The sequence below is a fragment of the [Micrococcus luteus] ATCC 49442 genome, from assembly GCF_010367585.1.
Lineage (GTDB): Bacteria > Actinomycetota > Actinomycetes > Actinomycetales > Micrococcaceae > Arthrobacter > Arthrobacter luteus_A.
The window spans coordinates 2866239-2885443 of sequence record NZ_JAAAXP010000001.1 but is presented as its reverse complement, the minus strand read 5'-3'; the positions used below and the strand labels follow the sequence as shown (position 1 = coordinate 2885443).

The window sequence follows — 19205 nt, the reverse complement described above, 5'->3', positions numbered from 1 at the left end:
CGATGCTGCTCGACGTCAAATGGGCCGTGAAATGGCTGACAATGTGCGCCGAGTCGATGGCCGAAAACCGGGTGTGGCTCATCGAGCTCGACCGCGCCATCGGCGACTCGGACCACGGCGAGAACATGGACCGCGGATTCCAGGCCGTGCTGGAGAAGCTGGCCGAAGCGCCGCCGGAGACACCCGGTGCGGCACTCAAGCTGACCGCCATGACCCTGATGTCAAAGGTGGGCGGCGCGGCCGGCCCCCTGTATGGCACAGCGTTCCTGCGCGCCTCCACGTCACTCGGTGACGCCCGCGAAGTGGATCCCTCGGCCCTGGCTGCAGCATTGCTGGCTGCGCGTGACGGGATCGTGGCCAGGGGAAAGGCGGAGTCGGGCGACAAAACCATGGTGGACGCGTGGACGCCCGCTGTGGAGGCAGCCCAGGCCGTCGCAGCGGACGGTACCGGTAATGTCCTGGCAGTGCTCGTGGCCGCAGCCGAGGCCGCCGAAGCAGGCGCCGTGGCAACCGAACCGCTGGTGGCCCGCAAGGGCCGGGCCAGCTATCTGGGGGAGCGCAGTGCCGGCCATCGCGATCCCGGTGCTGCCTCCAGCGCCCTGATACTCCGCGCCGCTGTCGGGGCCGCCGCGTGACGGTTCGCCTGGTGGTGGTCTCCCATAGTGAAAAAATAGCCGACGGCGCCGTGGAGCTTGCCGCCCAAATGGCGCCCGACGTGGTGATGCTGGCCGCCGGGGGCACCGCGGACGGCAGGATCGGTACGAGCCTGGAGAAAGTCATGTCCGCCATGGACCAGGCCGCCGGCGGCGAGGGCGTAGTGGTCCTGACTGATCTCGGTTCGGCCGTGCTGACTGCGGAGTCCGCACTGGAACTCGCAGCTGACCCCTCCGGGGTTCTTCTGGCGGACGCGCCCTTGGTGGAAGGCCTGGTGGCGGCCGCGGTGGCCGCCCAGGGCGGCGCCGATGCGCAAGCTGTTAAGCGGGCCGCTGAGGCTGTATATGGCCGGGTTTCGCCCGCGTCGTCCCCGGTCAGCTCTGTTTCGGAAGGCTCCGTAACGGGTGCCGGACCGGAATTCACCGGGAACTTTGAGCTCATCAATCAGGCCGGCATGCATGCCCGGCCCGCAGCGAAAATCGCGGGTGGTCTGGCGGCCATGGACGCAGAAGTCACTGTCAACGGGGTGGATGGCGCCTCAATGACATCGCTCATGACCTTGGCCGCGGGCAAGGGATCCGTGCTTCATGTCGAGGCCTGGGGGCCTGACGCCGAACGCGCGCTGAACTACGTGGGCGGACTGGTCCAGGCAGGCTTCGGCGAGCCATAGCCTTCACCCCTTGGGGTCGGCGTCAGGGCTCTTGGGGGATTTCGGGAACCGGAAGGAGTGGGCGCCCACGAGCAGGTAGGCACCTGCGCCCATCACAAGGAAGCCACCGACGCCCACCACAACAATTTGCGTGCTGACACCGGCTATCAGCACAACCAGTCCGATCAAACACACGAGTGCTCCGATAGACATGCGGGCCTTGAGCCTGGACTTAAGGGACCCCGACGAGAGCCTCTGCGCGAGTCGGGGATCGTCCGCTGCCAGGTCAGCTTCCAGCTCTTCCAACTGCTTGCGCTCCCGATCTGAGAGTGGCATCGGAACCCCCATTGGTGTCCAGTTAAGTCACTAAATCTAACATTCACAGTGTTAGTAAAACTGACGCTAAGAGTGTTGCGGATGGAAGTCAAGAGCCCGCTTCGGGGTGCGCCGAAGGCCTCCCGGGAGCCGCCTCGCACCCCGCAGATTTGCCCCGAAATGACCGCGTGGAGGGGCATCGCGCCCTATGCCGGGGCCTCCCGCAACCCCTCGGCGTCGAGCACTACGGAGGCGGTGACGAACCTCCCGCACTGTTCGCCAAACGGGTAGTCTCCGCGCGGCCGGAAGTCCAGCGTCCGCACCGGAAGAGCCTTCCCGTCGGGGGAGGTTCCGGTAGCTGTCACCGCCATCGGAGCCTCGGTGAGGGAGTCCAGGAAGAGCGCGCCGGTCAACGTTCCGTCGGGGGAGGCCGTGGCGGAGCAGACACCGTCCGGCGTGCAGCCCTGGTCCACGGATACCGAGCCCGGGCGCAGTTCCACGGCGTCTTCCTTGCACACGCCGTCCTGGCAGGCCTTCAGACGAAGTGTCGCCACCTGCGGCACGTACGAAGCCGGGATGGTTACCGAGACAGCCGTCGCCTGCGCGATCGCCGGGCAGGGCTGAGGGCCCTCGTAGTAGTAGCAGGAGGTGAGAAGCGCTGTGGTCATCAGCGCCGGGAGCAGTCCGGACTTGCGCATACTTCAGCGTAGATCCGGCGGAATCCGCACCGCACTGCTATCAGAGAAGTGTGCCAAACATTGTTATGGCCCCGGCCCCAAAGAGCACCAGAATGAGACCTGTGGAGAGGCGGCCCTTGGCGACCAAAAAACCCGGACGGGTGGACTCGGCCGGGTTGGCCGGGTTGTAGCGCACTGGAATGGCATTGCCGATGATCTCCTGGTCCGGGCCGTAGATATCGGATTGGCCCAGCCACCGCTTGCCGGCAGCGTCGTTGAATTCGAAGGACGGTGCGAAGCGGTTACGGCCGTTGCTGCCGTGGCCGTCCCGGCCGTGGAGGTTTCCGGTGACGGTTGCCGAGGCCTCCACCCACCCGCGCGTAGAGGCGCGGCGCCGGAACGACGGTGCCAGTGACATCCCCACCAGGATCAGGCCGAGGGCAAGGAACAGGCCGGGCAGGACGATAAAAATCAGTTTCACGGAGTCCATGGTTCAGCCCAGCGGAAAGGCGCCGGCGGCCCAAAACAGCACCAGGGCGAAGAAAGCGAATGCCGGGATAGCGCAGCCGATCATTGCCTTGGAGTCGGACGACATCTCGAACGACTGGTTCGGGTTCGCCGGGTTGTAGGCCACATTCAGGAGCGACCCCGGTTCCTGCCGGTTGCGGTACGACACCTCGGATTCACCGGCATACAGGGCACCGTTCGGGTGAAGGAACTGGTAGGTGGGGTAAAAAACCCGGTTTCGGGTGCCGTTACCGCCGCCGTTTGTCCAGCCACCGACGTTGCCCGTCACGGTGGCCTGCACTTTTGGCCAGCCGGCGATCTGCTGTTCATGCCGCCTTGCCTGCCGCAGGTGCTTGGCGAGCAGGTAAGTGGCAGTGACAACAAACAGCGCCCAGATGATGTAGAGCACGATTCTCATGTATTTCCCCCGGTTCAAGTCACCAGAAAGTATGTCACCCGGACCTTCGGTGCCCTAAAAATTCGTCACGCGGGCAGCCGGTAACCGCCCTGGTGCAGTTCGGCCAGACCGTCACCCAGCAGGCCTGCCAGCGCACGCTCCAGCTGCTCGGGGGCGGGGCCCAGCCGGTGCAGCGCGGCCAGCGGCACACTGATTCCTTCCGCTGCGAAGCCAAGATCCGCGGGCTCCTGCTGGAACAATTCCGCCGGCACCGGGGCGTGGGCCAGCCGCAGCACGGCGATCACGGCCCCGCGGACCTGGCGGTCAGTGCCGTGCCACGCCTGGCCCTGGGGAACATACGACGGCGGCGGCTCGCCGGCTGCCAGCCAGGCGCAGGAATTCCGTACGGGGCAGTCCGCGCACTTTGGCGCCCGGGCCGTGCACACCAGCGCCCCCAGCTCCATAACCGCTGCGTTCCAGCGCACGGAGGCGCCGTCGTCGTCCGGCAGCAGTTCCGCCGCAAGCCGCATCTCCGCGGCGCTCAGCGACGGTGCAGGAAGCGCGACGCCGGAAATGAGGCGTGCGTGCACGCGCCGGATGTTGGTGTCCACCACAGTCTCACGGCGTCCGAAAGCAAAGGCAGCCACCGCTGCGGCCGTGTAGCTGCCCACCCCGGGCAGGGCCAGCAGTTCGGCATAGGCTCCGGGGACCTCGCCGCCGTGGTCGCGGACAATGGCAGTGGCCGCTGCATGCAGCCGCAGCGCGCGCCGGGGGTAGCCGAGGCGGCCCCAGGCGCGGACTGCTTCGCCCGCCGGTTCGCCCGCAAGTTCTGCCGGGGTGGGCCAGCGCTCCAGCCACTCACTCCAGACAGGCAGCACGCGGACCACCGGAGTCTGCTGCAGCATGACCTCGCTGACCAGGATGCCCCACGGCGGGCAGTCCGGTTCGCGCCAGGGAAGCTCCCGCGCCGTATCCGCAAACCAGCCGGTGATCCGGCGGTGCAGGCCGGTGAGGTGGCTTGTGCCGGCTTCAGCGGCGAGGCCGGCACCGGCGTCACGAAGGGGTGTGCCGTCCGAGGGCAGGGCTGGGGAAAGGGTTGTAGCGTCGATCCCCACACTGTAGTTGATGCTCCGGAGGGCACGCCAAAGTGCCGGGCATGCCGCCGCCGGGAAACTGTGACCTGAGCGTTGGCCGGGCAACGGCGTGGTGGGCGGGCAGAATTCGACGGGTTCTCTAGCCTAGAAGGATGGGCAGGCAAGGCAATTCATCACAGCGCAACACGGCTTCCGCTTCCGGTTCGGGTGACCGGACCGGTTCCGGGGTGCCGCGCAAGCCCAGCCCCGCCGTCTATCGCCGCCGTCGCATGTTTCTGGGAGTAGCCCTCCTTATCGTGGCGGGCCTGGTGTTTGGCGGATTTGCCATGGCCGGGGCCTTCAAAGGCACTGAGCAGGTGTCAGCCACGGACAACCCCAACCCCGGCGCTACCGCAGCGGCCCCCGCTCCCGGCGGTTCGCCGTCGGCCGCGCCCAGCGCCACTCCCACGCCCACACCGACTCCCACGTGCAACCAGAACCTGGTCACAGTTTCGGGTTCCACGGACAAGCCGGCGTACAGCCTTGACGAAAAACCGCTGCTGAGCCTGAAGGTGACAAACGGCGGCACGATGCCCTGTGAAGTGAACATCGGGACTTCCCAGATGGAGTTCCTGGTGACCAGCGGGGCAGACCGGATTTTCTCGTCCAGGGACTGCCAGACCAAGAGCGAAGACCTTGTGAAGACCATCGCGCCGGGTGCCAGCGAAACGGCCAACTTCCCGTGGGCCATGAACAGGTCGCTGGAAGGGTGCCAGCCGGTTGCGGCAAAGCCAGGGGGCGGCGGGGCCTACTACATCTTCACGGCCAAGCTCGGCTCGAAAGCCAGCCCCAAGGCAGTGTTTCAGCTCAACTGACGCTGCCCTCCCATCGATTGCTCCGTAACGGTCCTTTTGAGCGCCCAAAACGGCCCCTACGGAGCAGTCGATGGGTGGGGCTACAGGAAGCGGTCCAGCAGGCTGGCTTCGGCCATCCGGCTCAGGCCCTCGCGGACGGTGCGGGCGCGCTGGTCGCCGATGCCATCCACGGTCATCAGGTCATCAATGGTGGCCGCCATCAGGAACTGCAGGCCGCCGAAGTGGTCCACCAGGCGGTCCGCAACGGCCTTGGGGACGGCCTTGAGCCCGGAGAGCAGCCGGTAGCCGCGGGGCTGCACCACGGCGTCGAGGTTGGCTTCGCCGCCTGCAAAGCCGACAATTCCTGAGATCTTGCCCAGGTCGATCAGCTCCGTGGGCCCAAGGCTTACCAGGGCGTTCACGGCCTTTTCGATGTCTTCGGCGGAAGCGTCCGGGGAGGCGTAGTCACGGATGATGACGTCGCTGCCCGGGCCTCGGCCAACTGTGAGCTCGTCCAGCTGGAGGGACAAGAGCCGGCCGTCCTCGCCGAGTTCCAGGACGTACTGCGAGATTTCCTCGGAGATGCGGCGTACCATTTCCTGGCGCTGCAGGGTGACAGCAACATCGCGGACGGTCACCATGGCTTCGATCTCCAGGGCTGACAGGGAGCTGGTGACCTGGTCCAGCCGCGAACGGTACCGCTCGAGGGTTGCGAGGGCCTGGTTTGCGCGGGCCAGGACCTTCTCGGATCCTTCCAGGACGTGCCGGAGGCCGTTGACGTACAGCGCGATGATCTGCATGGACTGGCTGACGGAAATCACGGGAACGCCGGTCTGGATGGCCACGCGTTCGGCGGTCCGGTGCCGGGTGCCGGACTCCTGGGTTTCGATGCTCGAGTCCGGGACCAGCTGGACGGCGGCTCGGAGGATGTTCCCGGCGTCCTTGTCGCAGATGATGGCACCGTCCATCTTGGCCAGTTCGCGGAGCCTTGTGGGGGAGAAGTCGATGCCGATGTCGAAGCCGCCGGAGCAGATAGATTCGATGGTCCGATCGATGCCCAGGACTATCAGGGCGCCGGTGCGCCCGCGGAGGATGCGTTCGAGTCCGTCCCGCAGCGGCGTTCCTGGAGCCACTCTGCCCAGAGTCGCCTTTAGCGATTCTTCGGGGCTCCGCGCCATAGGTGTTCCCTTCAAAGGTGCAGACCGACGCCCGCAGAATGCCGGAATTCACGCTCAGCCGGCAGGACAAAAAATACTCATTTTCCCGCTAGGTCAATGATAGGGGTAGAAAACCCGAACAACCGCACGGGCAAGCCCCAAAGTGCCCCATACGGGGGTGCCCGCAACAGGCAAGGTTTGCCTTCGACGGCGGCCGGCCGGGGAGGCATTTTGGCGCCCCTGCCCGGGGGCCCGGCACACGACGCAGCGCCGCCGCCGCGGGATTTCGACGCGCATCTGGCTGGCGACTCGCATATTCTGGCGATCCCAATAAACCAGGGTCCGCAGGAAGATGCGGGTCGAAGTGGAAAAGAAGCGGAAAAGCGCGTCGAAAGCCGTCGCCGCCTCTTGAACAGACGGGTACCATGCCCAGTCTTCGGCGCCTGCCCGGCACTGCGATAAACTTGAGCTTGGCTGTCTCAGAGCCATGCTTCCCCTTAAGGCCTGCCGATCGCCTTGGGGTAACCCCGTCGCAGCGAAAGTAGCACCGTGTCCCAAGATGTCCTAAGCCCCGCCCGGGTCAACGAGATTCACAAACAGGCGGCCCGGCGTCGGACCTTTGCTGTTATTTCGCACCCCGACGCCGGCAAGTCCACGCTCACCGAGGCCTTGGCACTGCACGCAAAGGTGATCGGCACCGCCGGTGCTTCCAGCGGCAAGGCCAACCGCAAGGAAACGGTCTCGGACTGGATGCAGATGGAGAAGGACCGCGGCATTTCCATCAGTTCCGCCGCCCTGCAGTTCTCTTACCGGGACACCGTCATCAACCTGCTGGACACCCCTGGCCACGCTGATTTCTCCGAGGATACGTACCGCGTCCTCGCCGCCGTCGACTGCGCCGTGATGCTGGTTGACGCCGCCAAGGGCCTGGAAACGCAGACCATGAAGCTGTTCGAAGTCTGCAAGGCCCGGAACCTGCCCATCATCACCGTGATCAACAAGTGGGACCGGCCCGGCCTGGACGCCCTGGCGCTGATGGACGAGATCACCGAGCGGACCGGCCTGCAGCCCATGCCGCTGACCTGGGCCGTGGGTATCTCGGGCGACTTCCGCGGTGTCTGGGACCTCCGTAACGACCGCTTTGCCCGGTTCCAGCGCAACAACGCCGGGGCCAACATCGCGCTGACTGAGTACTTCACACCGGAGGAAGCCGCGGAAAGCCAGGGCAATAACTGGTCCGACGCCGTGGACGAAGCCGGCCTGGTGATCGAATCCAACCTCGAGTTCGACGTTGATGCTTTCCACGCGGGCTCGGCCACGCCCATCCTGTTCAGCTCCGCCGCCCTGAACTTCGGCGTGAAGGAAATCCTGGACGCCCTGGTGGACTTCGCGCCGCCGGCGGCTCCCCGACCGGACATCGACGGCAGCCCCCGCGCAGTCGAGTCGCCATTCTCCGGCTTCGTCTTCAAGGTCCAGGCAGGCATGAACAAGGCCCACCGCGACCACGTGGCCTTCATCCGCGTCTGCTCGGGCGTCTTCGAGCGGGGCATGGTGGTCACCCAGACCCGGACCGGGAAGTCCTTCGCCACGAAATACGCCCAGCAGGTCTTCGGCCGCGAACGCGAGGTCATCGACGAGGCCTACCCCGGCGACGTTGTGGGCCTGGTCAACGCCTCTTCCCTGCGCGTTGGCGACAGCCTCTTCCTCGAAGAAGCGGTGGAGTACCCCGCCATCCCGCTGTTCGCCCCCGAACACTTCCAGGTGGCCCGGTCCAAGGACCCCAGCAAGTTCAAGCAGTTCCGCCGCGGCATCGAGCAGCTCGAGCACGAGGGCGTTATCCAGCTGCTCCGCTCCGACCTCCGCGGCGACCAGGCGCCGGTGCTTGCCGCCGTCGGCCCCATGCAGTTTGAAGTGGTGGAAGACCGGATGGCTCATGACTTCAGCGCGCCCATGCGGCTGGAACGCCTGCCCTATTCCATCGCCAGGATTTCGACGGCGGATGCCATGCCCGCGCTGGCAAATGTGCCGGGCGCCGAGGTGCTGTTGAGGTCCGACGGCGAATACCTCGCCTTGTTCAACGACGTCTGGGCGCTTCGCCGGATCGAGAAGAACCACCCGGATCTGACCCTTGTGCCCATCGGCACCCATAACCCGGCAAAGTAGCCGTCCCACCCAAGCTGCGCCGGCAGGCCCACCAACACCCCTGAAAAACCCGAGAGCCAGGAACAACGATGTCTGCAAATCAACCCCGCGCGCTGATCACCGGCGCAGGGACCATCAATCCCCTCGGCTCCACCGTTGCCGAGACATGGTCCGGCCTGGTGGCAGGGAAATCGGGAATCGCCGCGCTGGAGGCGGACTGGGCTGAGCAGCTGCCGGTCCGGATGGCCGGGCAGATCACCGCCGACCTCTCCGAGCACCTGACCACCCGCGAGCTGAAGCGGATGGACCGCTGCGGCCAGTTGGCGCTGGTTGCAGCCCGCGAAGCCTGGAAGCAGGCAGGGGAGCCCGAGGTTGATCCCGAGCGGTTCGCCGTGGTGATCGGCTCGGCCTACGGCGGACTGGGCTCCACCTTGGAACAGGACCGCGCACTGGCCAGCGGCGGCCCGCGCCGGGTATCGCCGCACACGCTCACCCGCCTGATGGTCAACGGCCCTGCCGCGTGGGTGTCCATCGATCTTGGCGCGCGCGGCGGTGCCCGCACCCCTGTCAGCGCCTGCGCGTCCGGCGCTGAAGCAATTGTCCAGGGCGCCGAAATGATCAGATCCGGTGCAGCCGACGTCGTTATCGCCGGCGGTGTGGACGCCTCCGTCAACGACCTGGTGATCACCGGCTTCTCCCAGATCCGCGCACTCTCAACCCGCAACGATGAGCCACAGCGCGCCTCACGGCCGTTCGACGGCGGCCGCGACGGTTTTGTGCTCGCTGAAGGCGCCGGCATTGTGGTGCTGGAAAGCGAGGCCCATGCCCGCGCGCGTGGCGCCGCCGTCCTCGGGGCCGTAGCGGGTGGCTCGGTCACCTCCGACGCAAACGACATCGTGGCAGCCGACCCGGCCATGCAGCGGCGCGTGATGCAGAAGGCGCTGGACTCCGCGGGATTGCAGGCCGCGGACATCGGCTTTGTCCACGCCCACGCCACCTCCACCCCGGTGGGGGACCGGCTTGAGGCGCAGGCCATCAACGCCATCTTCGGCTCAGACGTGCCGGTGACCTCCACGAAGGGCCACACCGGCCACCTGCTGGGCGGCGCCGGTGCGCTGGCCGCCGTCGTGGTGGTGCAGACGCTGCAAACCGGACAGCTCCCGGGCACGGTGAATATCGAGGCGCTGGATCCCGAAGTGAACCTGAACGTCATCACCGAAAACGCCCACACGCTTGCGCCCGGAACAGCCCCCGCCGGCCTGGTCAACGCCTTCGGCTTCGGCGGACACAGCGTTGCCCTGGTGATTACCGGGAGCTGAGCGGCGCATCGCAGGCCGCCACTGTTCGCGGCCGGGGAGTGACACCGCGGGTTACTTTCCTGATGTGTTCGGGTCGGAGCCCTGTGAGGGACGCCAACTCGAAGTCGTCCAGGAGCCGCTGCCTGCTGGCCGCTGCAAGCAGTTGCCGGCGCTCTTCCTCGACATTTGCCCTCGATTCCTCCAGGGCTGTCAGTTCGTGCAGCAGGTGGGAGATCAGCCGGAGATGCTCGGCCGCGGGAAGGCCCGAGGGCTGCATATCGTCGAAGGCGAGGCCGGTTCTGCGCACCGCCCCGGTGGAAAGCCGGGTAATACGCGATAGCGCTGTCACCGGGGCGCCGTCGCGGAGCGCCTGCGCCACCAGCACGTTGAGGTTTGCCGCGAGATCCCGGATCCGGCTGGACCTGAAACGGATGGCACTTTGCTTGTCCAGCAACTGTTGACTCAGTTCGTTCCGTTGCTGATCAGGCGACTGCGCTGGCCGGCCGCCGCGGTACCGGTAGCCTCCCGCGACCGCCTTGGCGCTCTGCTGGCCTGCCATATGTTCCTCTCCTCAAAACATCAGGTCCAACCCTAGGCAGGGGCGCTCTTCTGCGGGAAATACCTATATCCGTTGCCGCGATAAGCGGATTGTGTGGCCGCCGGGCCATAAGGGTTGCTTATCCGCCCACGCAGTATTGGTCTTATCCATACCCGCAGGATTTCCCTAGTGTCGAAGGAAACGAGTACCGCTCGCTTCGACTCCCTAGGAAGAGACCATGTCTGAATTTGTACCTGCCTCGCGGGTGTCCCGCATCAAGTCTTCCGCCAGCGTGGCCGCGGCCGCCCGTGTGCGGGAGCTGAAAGCGGAAGGGCGCCGAATCCTCGACCTCACCGTCGGCGAGCCGGACTTCGACACCCCCGGACACATCAAGGCGGCGGCCGTCGACGCGATCAGCCGCGGCGAAACCAAGTACACCTCCGTCACCGGAACGCCGGCCCTCCAAACGGCCATCCTGCAGACCCTTGAACAGCGCACCGGCCTGCACTACACCCCGGCCGAGATCACGATTGGCGGCGGGGCCAAACAGGTCATCTTCACGGCGTTCATGGCGTCCCTCGACGCCGGGGACGAGGTGATCGTGCCCGCACCCTACTGGGTCTCCTACCCGGACATGGTGCTGGCCAACGAAGGCACCCCCGTCGTTGTAGCCTGCGGCGAGGACACCGGATTCAAACTCACACCGGAGGCCCTGGCCGGCGCCATTACCGGGCGCACCAAATGGGTCATCCTCAACGCACCGTCCAACCCCACCGGGGCCGTCTACTCACGCGATGAGCTCCGGGCCCTTGCGGATGTTCTGGCTGCCTTCCCGCACGTCTACGTCCTTACCGACGAAATCTACGACCAGATCTACTTCGGCGCCGGCAAGCTGACCAGCCTGGTGGAGGTGGCCCCCGACCTGAAGGACCGCATCCTCGCCGTCAACGGTGTGTCCAAGGCCTACGCCATGACAGGCTGGCGGCTGGGGTACGCGGCCGGGCCGGCCCCGGTGATTGCCGCCATCAACAAACTGCAGTCCCAGATCTCCTCGTGCCCCTCCTCAGTGAGCCAGGCCGCCGCCGTCGCCGCCCTGACCGGGGACCAGTCCTTTGTCCGCGAGAGCCTGGACGTTTACATCACCAGGCGGGACACCGCTGTCGCCGCACTGAACGCCGTCGACGGTTTGTCGTGCACGACGCCGGAAGGCGCCTTCTACGCCTACGTCAACTGTGCGGGCGTCATCGGCAGGACGGCTCCGGATGGAACTGTCATCGGCGACGACCAGGACTTCACCCTCTACCTGCTGGATGCCGCCTCCGTAGCCGTCATCCAGGGCTCCGCCTATGGCCTGGGCCCGTACTTCCGCATCTCCTACGCCACCAGCCTGGATGTCATCGAGGAGTCCATCGCTGCCATCGACAAGGCCGTCCGGGCCCTTAACTGATCCAAACCCACCGAAGGAAAACACCGTGATCCACGTCAAAACCACCATCGAACGCCCAACCGCGGACGCCATCAGCCAGCTCGCGAAGTTCTCGTCAGCCACGATCCACGAGGCGCAGGGACGCAAGGGCGCCCTCAGCTCCCGCATCAAACCCATCGACAGGTCCATGTCCTTCTGCGGCCCGGCCACCACAGTCCGGTGTGCGCCGCGTGACAACCTGATGCTGCAGGTGGCCATCCACTACGCCCAGCCGGGGGATGTCATCCTGGCCGCGGCGGGGGAGTACGAGGAGGCCGGAACCTTCGGCGACGTCCTCGGCAACGCCATGAAAGCGAAGGGACTGGCCGGCCTGGTGACGGACTCGGGGGTCCGCGACACCCAGGACCTCATCGAGCTGGGCCTGCCGGTCTTCTCAGGCAGTGTCTCCATCAAGGGCACGGTCAAGGAAACCATCGGCCCGATCAACCACCCCGTGGTCTTCGGCGACGAGATCATCTACCCGGGCGACGTCCTCCGCGGCGACGCTGACGGTGTGGTGGTGGTCCGCAAGGACGAGATCGAGGAAGTCATCCGCCTCTCGCAGGAACGGGACGACGCCGAGCGTGAGCTCATCAGCCTGTACAAGGCCGGCGGCACCACCATTGACCTGTGCAACCTGACCGACGTCCTGAAGGCCAAGGGACTGCTGGTCGAGCAGGCCTAGCACGCCAGGGCGGAAGCGCACCCGGGCGGAAGAGCGCCCGTGAAGCCGCCGCAGGGTTCGTCCTGCGGCGGCTTTGCTGCACTCACGGTGGCTTCGTTGGGGAGCTAAACCCAGTCTCGCGGGCATGGTCGGCTGTGAGCGTGGTCAGTCGCGGGCATGGTCGGCTGTGAGCGTGGTCAGTCGCGGGCATGGTCGGCTGTGAGCGTGGTCAGTCGCGGGCGTGATCAGCTGCGGGCGTGGAGGAGGCGTTCCAGGCCGTCTTCTCCGAGGGATACCCCGAGGTGGACGAAGTCCGGCGGGCCGCCCCGTGGTCCTTTACGCCTTTTCGGGGGGCCTGGCTGGTCCTGTAGATCCGAATGTTCCTGTACGTCTGGATGTTTCAGTAAGTCTGGCCAGTGTGGTGGTTCCCAGTCCTGGTGTTCGCTTCGGTAACGTCGGCCGGAGGGTGAGATCCAGCCGGGTGGTTCGTTTTGGGTGGCTGGGGTGGGGGTCCAGGGTGTGGTGTGTCGGAGTTTGTGGTGGGCCGGGCAGGCCTGGCCGAGGTTGCTGATGCCGGTGGTCCCGCCCTGGGCCCAGGCGAGGAGGTGGTCCGCTTCGTTGTCCAGGGACTGGTTGGAACAGCCCGGGAAGGAGCACTTACCGTCGCGCAGCCGCAGCCAGTTCCGCATGGCTTTGGTGAGCCGGTAACTGGTCCGGCCGATTTCCAGCGGCGCCCCGTCCCGCGGATCGATCAGGACCCGGAAGAACGAGTCCGCCCCGTTCGCCACGAGGTCCCGGGCCATCGACGCCGGAATCGGGCCGTAACCGTCCAGCATCGCCGGTTCCTCGGTGACGCCGAGCAGGGAAAACACCGGGACCGTCACCAGGACCTGGGCCCGGGGCGGCGGAACCCGCCCCGGATCGAATCCTTCGTGGTCTCCGTTGCCGGCCTGGTCGCCGCCACTGTCCTGGTTTCCGTGGCTGAGGAGGGCGGTGGCGAAGGCGTCGGCGCGGAGCTGGGTGAGGGTGCGGTCCTCGTCCGGGTCCTGCAGGCCGCGGGCGATCGCGGTGGTCCGGTTCCAGATTGCCGCCGCCTGATCCGCGGGCAGGTAGGCCGAGAGCCAGGCCATCCCGTCCTGGTCCGGGCAGTACTCCACCCGCCTGTCCAGAAGGCCCTTGGCGTGGCGCTTTTCGAGGCTCTCGGTGTGGTGGCGTTCGCGCCAGGTACGGGCCCGGTGCCGGAACCGGGACGCCGGCATCTCACCCGCAGGACAGCCAGTGGCCGCCCCCGGCACGTCAGGGGCCAGGAAGTGGGCCTCCAGTGCGGCCGCGCCGGCGGGGTCGAGGGTGGCGGCCTCGTCCGCCATGACCCGCGCGTGCTGCCACGAAATGGTGCCCGCCTGCAGTGCCAGGAACGTCAGCGGCAAGGCAGTGGTCAGGGCGTGGGAAACAGCCAGGAACGAACCAGCCGCCCGGCCGCCGATGGTCAGGGCACACGCGACCTCGGCCGTGACCGCCATCTCCCGGGCCTGTAGTGAAGCGTCCGGCGGAGCCGCCGTCTCCGCTGTCCCGACAAATGTCGCGGCAGTCAGGGCTTTCAGCCCGGCCAGCTGCGCGTCCGCTCCCGCGGCCCCGGTCAGGATATCCAGGCAATCCTCGGATAATTCCTGCAACGGATCGCCCTCCGGGTAAACCTCCGCCGGATCAGATTCGCCCGCCACACCGGTGAGCACGCCGTTGACGACTCCGGTGAGCACTGCAATGGCAGCGGTGATCTCCGCATACGCCTTCGCCACTGCCGGGTTCCTCATGTCTTCATCATCCAACGAGGGTCTGACATTGAAGCGAGGCGGCCGCGGGCGCGGACAGCGGGCGGTACTTTCCGGCGTCGTCCGTCATCCTCGGGTGACGGTCCCTCGGGTCACGGTCCGGCCGGGTGCCCATCAACTGCAGGGTGCCGGTCCGGCCGGGTATCCCGCCCCTCGCCGTCGCAAACTCCGTTTGCCAGCCAGCTACTGAGACAAGGCGCGGGCAACCGCAAAGTCCTATTGCGTCGGGAGCAGATGGGTCGGGGGACCAAAGACTGCATCCTCCAAAAGCCAGATGGCTGACCCGCCCCTGGCTGCCGGCATGATGCTGCCTTCGAAGACAAAGATGGGGCCCGTTGATCCGTCCTCCGGGCGCCAAAAGCCATTTGCGGGGCAGTGGAAACCGGTTTTGGCCATAAGGCCCAAGCCTTTACCGGAGACTCTCCGGAGGGTACTGATTTTTTTCACGGCTCGCTCCAATTAATCCTTCAAAATGTAACCGCCGTAATTTACCGGCTGTGCACAATTTTAGGATCCGGGGAGTTTCCTTACTAAGACTAATGATGCGTGACCCAATAAGCGGATGATATGGAAGGGCTAGCGCGCGTATTTGTTGGTGAGCATTTCCTGGAGCATTTCCTTCAGTACCAGGAGAACCGCCGAGGCAGCTTCGGAAAGCGGGTCATGGTCAGGTGTGCACAGTGCAATCTTGCACTGCAGTGCCGGATCCACAATCCGAAGCACCTGGAAGTCCTCCTCGTGGAACAAGGCGTCCGCCGCTGATTTGGGCATGATGGTGGCGCCGAGATCGGCCCGGAGTAGCCTGGCGAGCGAGGGCACGGATTCCACTTCGCCCACAAGCTTGACCTTGAGTTCCTTGCTGGTGAAGCCGGCCTCCACTGTCTGCCGTAAGGTATGGATCTGCTCAGGCAAGAACAGCCCGTGCTGTGCCACCTCCTCCAACGGAATTTCGCCGTCAGCGTGGTTCAAACCAGCCCTGTTGGCGTTGACCACAAAGTGCAGGTCCTCCACGATCATGGTGGTGAACTGGACGCCGCGGATGGCTCCCGGCTCGTAGATCAGCGCCATGTCCAGCCGGCCGTTCTTGATGGCCTCACTGAGCACACCGCCGTAAATCTCCGTGACATGCAGGGTGATGTCGGGGTACCTGCTGGCCACCTCGCTGATGATCCTGGGCGTCAGGCTCGAGGCCATGCTGTACGGCGCAATGGCAATGGACACCCGGCCGGAGGGTGCCGCCCCGGACTTGGCGACGTCCAACCGTGCCTGGTCCACCAGGCGGAGGATCGACTGGGCGTGCCGGTACAGCGTGTGCCCGGCCGCGGTGGGCTTTACACCCTGTTTGCTGCGGATCAGCAGCCGTTGCTTCAAGTCCGTTTCAAGGGCCGACACCTGCTGGCTCAGGGCCGGCTGGGCCACGTGCAGCGCTGCTGCGGCCTTGGTGATGCTGCCCGAATCCACAATCTGCACAAAGTACGCAAGCTTGCGCGTATCCACTGCCGCCCTCTTTCTCCGCGACGTCCTGAACCCAGAAAGGTCATAACCGGATGCTATGGAGGGATACGCAAATGGTCTTTGTGTGATCCACATCTCTGACACTAGGTTGAACCCAGAACGCTATTTCACTAGCAGTACATTCTACCCCCGGCAGATATGCATTTTTACGATGACGTAAGACGCATATTGCATAAATGTGCCTTTTACCGGAATAGACGTTTTCTTTTACATTTCCGAAATATTCAGTCCATAGCTTCGGAGCATCCAGGATCCGCCATCACAGTCCGGATCTTCTTAAGAAAGAGATAGCACATGCGAGTAACCATCAAAGGCAAAATGGCGGCCGTGGCCGCGCTCTCCGCAGCGGCCCTGGTCCTCTCAGGCTGCGGGGGTGGCACCGAGGCGGCCAGCACCGGCAGCGCCACTTCCGGCGAAGTTAACCTGATTGCGTATTCCGGTGTGTGGCAGGACCAGTACACCGCCGCCGTCATTGAACCCTTCAAGGCGAAGTACCCGGACATCACAATCAACTACTCCTCCAAGCGCTCCTCAGCAGAGATGCTCAGCGCCCTGCAGGGCCAGAAGAACAACCCGGCCACCGACGTCGCCATTATGGACAACTCCGTTTCCACAACGGGCAACAAGCAGGGACTCTTCGAAAAGATTGATGCCGACGGCGTCCCGAACCTTGCCAACGTTGCCGAGAAGTTCCAGGACAAGGACGGGTACGGCCCGGTGGCCATGCTCGACGCCGTCGGCCTGGTCTACGACACTGCAACCTTCCCCGAGGCCCCCGACAGCTGGGAAGTCCTGTGGGACCCTGCATACGCGGGCAAGATCAACGTGAACGCCCCGCCGTCGCTGCTGGGCCTGTCCCTGACCGCCATCACGTCCAAGATGGAGGGCGAGGACTACACCCAGGGCATTGAGTCCGCAGTGGAACGCCTGAAGGAGATGGCACCGGGCGTGCAGACCTTCGCGCCCAACCCGGATGAATACCAGAACGTGATCACCGGACAAACGGTGCTGGGCCTCGGCCAGAACGCCCGCGGCCAGTTCTACAGCGACCAGAGCAACAAGAAAATGGGCGTTACCTTCCCCAAAGAAGGCACTGTCTACCAGATCAATACCGTCAACCTGGTGAAGGATGCCCCGCACTCCGCGGCGGCCAAGACGTTTATCGACTACGCGCTCTCCGCCGAGGCACAGACGGCCTTTGCCAAAGCACTGTTCTACGCACCCTCGGTCACCAACGCCGAACTGCCCGCCGACGTCAAGGACCGCGTGGTACCCACGGACGGCTCCCTGAACATCGTCCCCCTGGACGTCGATTTCCTGTCCTCGGCCCGCGACAAGTGGACCGATACCTGGAAGCGCCAGATCATCACCAAGTAGCGCCCGCCGCTGCCCCTCCCCAAACTTCCCTTCAGGAGAACTGAACCCGTGACTGAATCAAAACTGTCGATCGTAGATCTGACCAAACGATACGCAGCAGGTCTGGAACCCGCCGTCGACCGCCTGAACATGGAAGTGGAGGAGGGGCACCTGGTGGCGCTTCTCGGCCCGTCCGGCTGCGGCAAGACCACTACCCTCCGCATGGTTGCCGGCCTGATGGATCCCACCGCCGGATCCATCGTGGTGGACGGCAAGGAAATCACCCACACCCCGGTCAACAAGCGGGGAATGGGCATGGTCTTCCAGTCCTACGCCCTGTTCCCGCACATGAACGTGGAGCAGAACGTGGGATTCGGCCTGGAAATGCGCCAGGTCCCCAAGAATGAGCAGAAGGCACGCGTTGCGGCGGCCCTGGATATGGTCCAGCTTGGCCACCTTGGCAAGCGGCAGACCAAGGAACTCTCCGGCGGCCAGCAGCAGCGCATCGCCCTGGCCCGTGCCCTGGTGGTGGAGCCCACGCTCCTCCTGCTGGACGAACCGCTCTCCAACCTGGATGCCAAACTCCGCGAAACCATGCGAGCCGAAATCCGGTCCATCCAGCAACGCACCAGGGCAACCACCCTCTTTGTCACCCACGACCAGGACGAGGCCCTGGACATGGCGGACCGGATCGCCGTCATGAACGGTGGCCTGATCGAACAGTTCGGTTCCCCCACCGAAGTGTACGAACGGCCGCGCACGCACTTCGTGGCCAACTTCATCGGCCAGGCCAACTTCCTCACCGCCCGCGTGGGTCCCGAAAGCGGACGGGCCGGCCTGGCCGGCGAAAGCTACTACACGGTGGACGTCGAGGGCCTGGGCCAGTTCGGCGCCGTCGGATCCGCGGGGCTGACAGGCAGCGCCCATGAGCTGGTCATCCGCCCCCACCGGCTGAACGTCGCCCTGCACCCGGGGGCCGCACAGGCACCCCTCGCCGGGACCATCGAGCGGGTCAGCTACACCGGTGACGCCCTCGCCGTGGCCGTCCGTGTCGGGGACCAGCACCTCCAGGCACAGATGCTCACCAGCAGCGGGGACCTGCCCCGCATCGGCGACGCCGCCTACCTCTCCTGGGCTCCCGAAGACGCCTACCTCCTCCCCACCCCGGTGGCCGCGAAAAAGCTGGTGGCGGCATGACCCTCCTGCAAACCCCCGCAGCCACTGAAAAGCCCCGGGGCCAGGACGAGGGCCAGCTGGAGAAAGCCACCGAACGGCGCAACCGCCGCACCTACCTTGCCCTCCTGCTGCCAGGCCTCCTCGGCCTGCTGGTCAGCTTCGTTTTCCCGCTGGCCTACATGGTGCGGATGTCCTTCAACCAGGGCGCCCCGGACGGGGTCATCGTTGAGACGTTCACGCTGGACACCTACATCCAGCCGTTGACGGACCCGTACTACTGGAAGGTCACCCTGGACACGTTCCAGATGGGCGTCACGGTCGGCATCCTGTGTGTCATCGTGTCCTACCCGGTGGCCCTTTTCCTGGCCCGCAGCACCAGCAAGTACCGCGGGCTGCTCATTGCCATCGCGATCGCACCGCTCCTCACCTCAGCCGTTGTCCGCACCTACGGCTGGATGGTCATCCTGGGAACCAACGGCCTGATCAACTCCTCCCTGGACGGGCTGGGCCTGATCGATACGCCCCTGAAGCTCACTAACAACATGACCGGCGTGACAATCGGCCTGGTTGAAATCTTTATGCCCTACGCCATCCTGGCTATGATCTCCGGGTTCGGCCGGCTCAGCCCGCAGCTCGAGGAAGCCGCCGGATCGCTGGGAGCGAGCAAGTTCAGGGTGTTCACCAGGGTCACGCTCCCGCTGTGCCTCCCGGGTCTGCTGACCGCGTTCCTGCTGGTCTTCGTGCTCTCCATCAGCACCTTCATCACGCCGCGGCTCCTGGGCGGCGGAAGCGTGCAGGTCCTCGCCACGGAGATCTACGACCAGACCACCGGCCTGCTCAACTGGCCCTTCGCCGCCGCCCTGTCCGTCATCCTGCTGGTGCTCTTCGGCCTGATCATCGCCGTCTACCAGCGCCTCACCAAGAAGATCGGAGGCTGAC

Annotated in this window: 19 protein-coding genes; 10 read left to right on the top strand and 9 right to left on the bottom strand. The window is 65.4% G+C overall.

The window, feature by feature from the left end:
- Window positions 1–2 precede the first annotated feature (2 nt).
- Both dhaL and dhaM read left to right on the top strand, forming a co-directional pair.
- Window positions 3–635, top strand: coding sequence for a dihydroxyacetone kinase subunit DhaL (dhaL, locus tag GUV69_RS13130; RefSeq protein WP_164203011.1), 633 nt, complete (start codon window positions 3–5; stop codon window positions 633–635).
- Window positions 632–1324: a dihydroxyacetone kinase phosphoryl donor subunit DhaM gene (gene dhaM / locus GUV69_RS13125; RefSeq protein ID WP_164203009.1), complete on the top strand. Its 693-nt coding sequence runs from the start codon at window positions 632–634 to the stop codon at window positions 1322–1324. Before dhaL ends, dhaM begins: the two co-directional genes overlap by 4 nt.
- Window positions 1325–1327: 3 nt before the next feature.
- Here dhaM and GUV69_RS13120 read toward each other — a convergent pair whose 3' ends face one another.
- From GUV69_RS13120 to GUV69_RS13100, 5 genes are all read right to left on the bottom strand, one after another.
- Complete coding sequence (locus GUV69_RS13120; RefSeq protein WP_164203007.1) at window positions 1328–1639, bottom strand: DUF3040 domain-containing protein; 312 nt, start codon at window positions 1637–1639, stop codon at window positions 1328–1330.
- Window positions 1640–1824: 185 nt separating this feature from the next.
- On the bottom strand, window positions 1825–2316 hold the full coding sequence (locus GUV69_RS13115) for a hypothetical protein (RefSeq protein ID WP_164203005.1): 492 nt from the start codon (window positions 2314–2316) through the stop codon (window positions 1825–1827).
- 40 nt (window positions 2317–2356) lie between these two features.
- A complete protein-coding gene (locus GUV69_RS13110; protein ID WP_164203003.1) occupies window positions 2357–2776 on the bottom strand; it encodes a DUF3592 domain-containing protein in 420 nt (139 codons plus the stop codon).
- Between the two features lie 12 nt (window positions 2777–2788).
- Complete coding sequence (locus tag GUV69_RS13105) at window positions 2789–3220, bottom strand: DUF3592 domain-containing protein (protein WP_164203001.1); 432 nt, start codon at window positions 3218–3220, stop codon at window positions 2789–2791.
- A 65-nt stretch (window positions 3221–3285) separates the two neighbouring features.
- Entirely contained in the window at window positions 3286–4122 is an 837-nt protein-coding gene (locus GUV69_RS13100; protein ID WP_348272266.1) for an HhH-GPD family protein, read from the bottom strand.
- 323 nt (window positions 4123–4445) lie between these two features.
- Here GUV69_RS13100 and GUV69_RS13095 point away from each other — a divergent pair, with 323 nt between their 5' ends.
- A complete protein-coding gene (locus tag GUV69_RS13095; protein ID WP_164202999.1) occupies window positions 4446–5147 on the top strand; it encodes a hypothetical protein in 702 nt (233 codons plus the stop codon).
- A gap of 80 nt (window positions 5148–5227) precedes the next feature.
- Here the strand turns inward: GUV69_RS13095 and disA are convergent, their stop codons facing one another.
- Window positions 5228–6304, bottom strand: a complete 1077-nt coding sequence (disA, locus tag GUV69_RS13090; RefSeq protein WP_164202997.1) for a DNA integrity scanning diadenylate cyclase DisA — start codon at window positions 6302–6304, stop codon at window positions 5228–5230.
- Between the two features lie 528 nt (window positions 6305–6832).
- On the opposite strand from disA, the gene GUV69_RS13085 reads away from it, so the two are divergent.
- Window positions 6833–8446 carry a peptide chain release factor 3 gene (locus GUV69_RS13085; protein ID WP_164202995.1) on the top strand — a complete coding sequence of 538 codons (1614 nt, stop codon included), beginning with the start codon at window positions 6833–6835 and terminating at the stop codon, window positions 8444–8446.
- Window positions 8447–8514: 68 nt separating this feature from the next.
- On the top strand, window positions 8515–9744 hold the full coding sequence (locus GUV69_RS13080) for a beta-ketoacyl-[acyl-carrier-protein] synthase family protein (protein WP_164202993.1): 1230 nt from the start codon (window positions 8515–8517) through the stop codon (window positions 9742–9744).
- Here GUV69_RS13080 and GUV69_RS13075 read toward each other — a convergent pair.
- On the bottom strand, window positions 9731–10282 hold the full coding sequence (locus GUV69_RS13075; protein ID WP_164202991.1) for a hypothetical protein: 552 nt from the start codon (window positions 10280–10282) through the stop codon (window positions 9731–9733). The genes GUV69_RS13080 and GUV69_RS13075 overlap by 14 nt on opposite strands.
- Window positions 10283–10499: 217 nt before the next feature.
- On the opposite strand from GUV69_RS13075, the gene GUV69_RS13070 reads away from it, so the two are divergent.
- Window positions 10500–11708: an aspartate transaminase gene (locus GUV69_RS13070; protein ID WP_164202989.1), complete on the top strand. Its 1209-nt coding sequence runs from the start codon at window positions 10500–10502 to the stop codon at window positions 11706–11708.
- Between the two features lie 25 nt (window positions 11709–11733).
- Window positions 11734–12411 carry a 4-carboxy-4-hydroxy-2-oxoadipate aldolase/oxaloacetate decarboxylase gene (locus GUV69_RS13065; protein ID WP_164202987.1) on the top strand — a complete coding sequence of 226 codons (678 nt, stop codon included), beginning with the start codon at window positions 11734–11736 and terminating at the stop codon, window positions 12409–12411.
- A gap of 224 nt (window positions 12412–12635) precedes the next feature.
- On the opposite strand, the gene GUV69_RS13060 is transcribed toward GUV69_RS13065, so the two are convergent.
- Both GUV69_RS13060 and GUV69_RS13055 read right to left on the bottom strand, forming a co-directional pair.
- Window positions 12636–14201, bottom strand: a complete 1566-nt coding sequence (locus GUV69_RS13060; RefSeq protein ID WP_164202985.1) for an HNH endonuclease signature motif containing protein — start codon at window positions 14199–14201, stop codon at window positions 12636–12638.
- A 594-nt stretch (window positions 14202–14795) separates the two neighbouring features.
- Window positions 14796–15716 (bottom strand): LysR substrate-binding domain-containing protein, encoded by a 921-nt coding sequence (locus tag GUV69_RS13055; RefSeq protein WP_164202983.1) that lies wholly within the window; start codon window positions 15714–15716, stop codon window positions 14796–14798.
- Between the two features lie 312 nt (window positions 15717–16028).
- On the opposite strand from GUV69_RS13055, the gene GUV69_RS13050 reads away from it, so the two are divergent.
- From GUV69_RS13050 to GUV69_RS13040, 3 genes are read left to right on the top strand one after another with little or no spacing between them, the layout of a single operon-like run.
- Window positions 16029–17111 carry an ABC transporter substrate-binding protein gene (locus GUV69_RS13050; RefSeq protein ID WP_164202981.1) on the top strand — a complete coding sequence of 361 codons (1083 nt, stop codon included), beginning with the start codon at window positions 16029–16031 and terminating at the stop codon, window positions 17109–17111.
- Window positions 17112–17159: 48 nt separating this feature from the next.
- Window positions 17160–18287 (top strand): ABC transporter ATP-binding protein, encoded by a 1128-nt coding sequence (locus GUV69_RS13045; RefSeq protein ID WP_164202979.1) that lies wholly within the window; start codon window positions 17160–17162, stop codon window positions 18285–18287.
- Window positions 18284–19204: an ABC transporter permease gene (locus GUV69_RS13040; protein WP_164202977.1), complete on the top strand. Its 921-nt coding sequence runs from the start codon at window positions 18284–18286 to the stop codon at window positions 19202–19204. The genes GUV69_RS13045 and GUV69_RS13040 overlap by 4 nt, the downstream gene beginning before the upstream one ends.
- Window position 19205 lies beyond the last annotated feature (1 nt).

Coding starts and splice junctions, on each gene's coding strand:
- GUV69_RS13105 (WP_164203001.1), bottom strand. CDS start 3,220: ATGAGAATCGTGCTCTACATCATCTGGGCGCTGTTTGTTGTCACTGCC.
- GUV69_RS13050 (WP_164202981.1), top strand. CDS start 16,029: ATGCGAGTAACCATCAAAGGCAAAATGGCGGCCGTGGCCGCGCTCTCC.
- GUV69_RS13115 (WP_164203005.1), bottom strand. CDS start 2,316: ATGCGCAAGTCCGGACTGCTCCCGGCGCTGATGACCACAGCGCTTCTC.
- GUV69_RS13120 (WP_164203007.1), bottom strand. CDS start 1,639: ATGCCACTCTCAGATCGGGAGCGCAAGCAGTTGGAAGAGCTGGAAGCT.
- GUV69_RS13060 (WP_164202985.1), bottom strand. CDS start 14,201: ATGAGGAACCCGGCAGTGGCGAAGGCGTATGCGGAGATCACCGCTGCC.
- GUV69_RS13040 (WP_164202977.1), top strand. CDS start 18,284: ATGACCCTCCTGCAAACCCCCGCAGCCACTGAAAAGCCCCGGGGCCAG.
- GUV69_RS13095 (WP_164202999.1), top strand. CDS start 4,446: ATGGGCAGGCAAGGCAATTCATCACAGCGCAACACGGCTTCCGCTTCC.
- GUV69_RS13075 (WP_164202991.1), bottom strand. CDS start 10,282: ATGGCAGGCCAGCAGAGCGCCAAGGCGGTCGCGGGAGGCTACCGGTAC.
- GUV69_RS13070 (WP_164202989.1), top strand. CDS start 10,500: ATGTCTGAATTTGTACCTGCCTCGCGGGTGTCCCGCATCAAGTCTTCC.
- disA (WP_164202997.1), bottom strand. CDS start 6,304: ATGGCGCGGAGCCCCGAAGAATCGCTAAAGGCGACTCTGGGCAGAGTG.
- GUV69_RS13080 (WP_164202993.1), top strand. CDS start 8,515: ATGTCTGCAAATCAACCCCGCGCGCTGATCACCGGCGCAGGGACCATC.
- dhaL (WP_164203011.1), top strand. CDS start 3: ATGCTGCTCGACGTCAAATGGGCCGTGAAATGGCTGACAATGTGCGCC.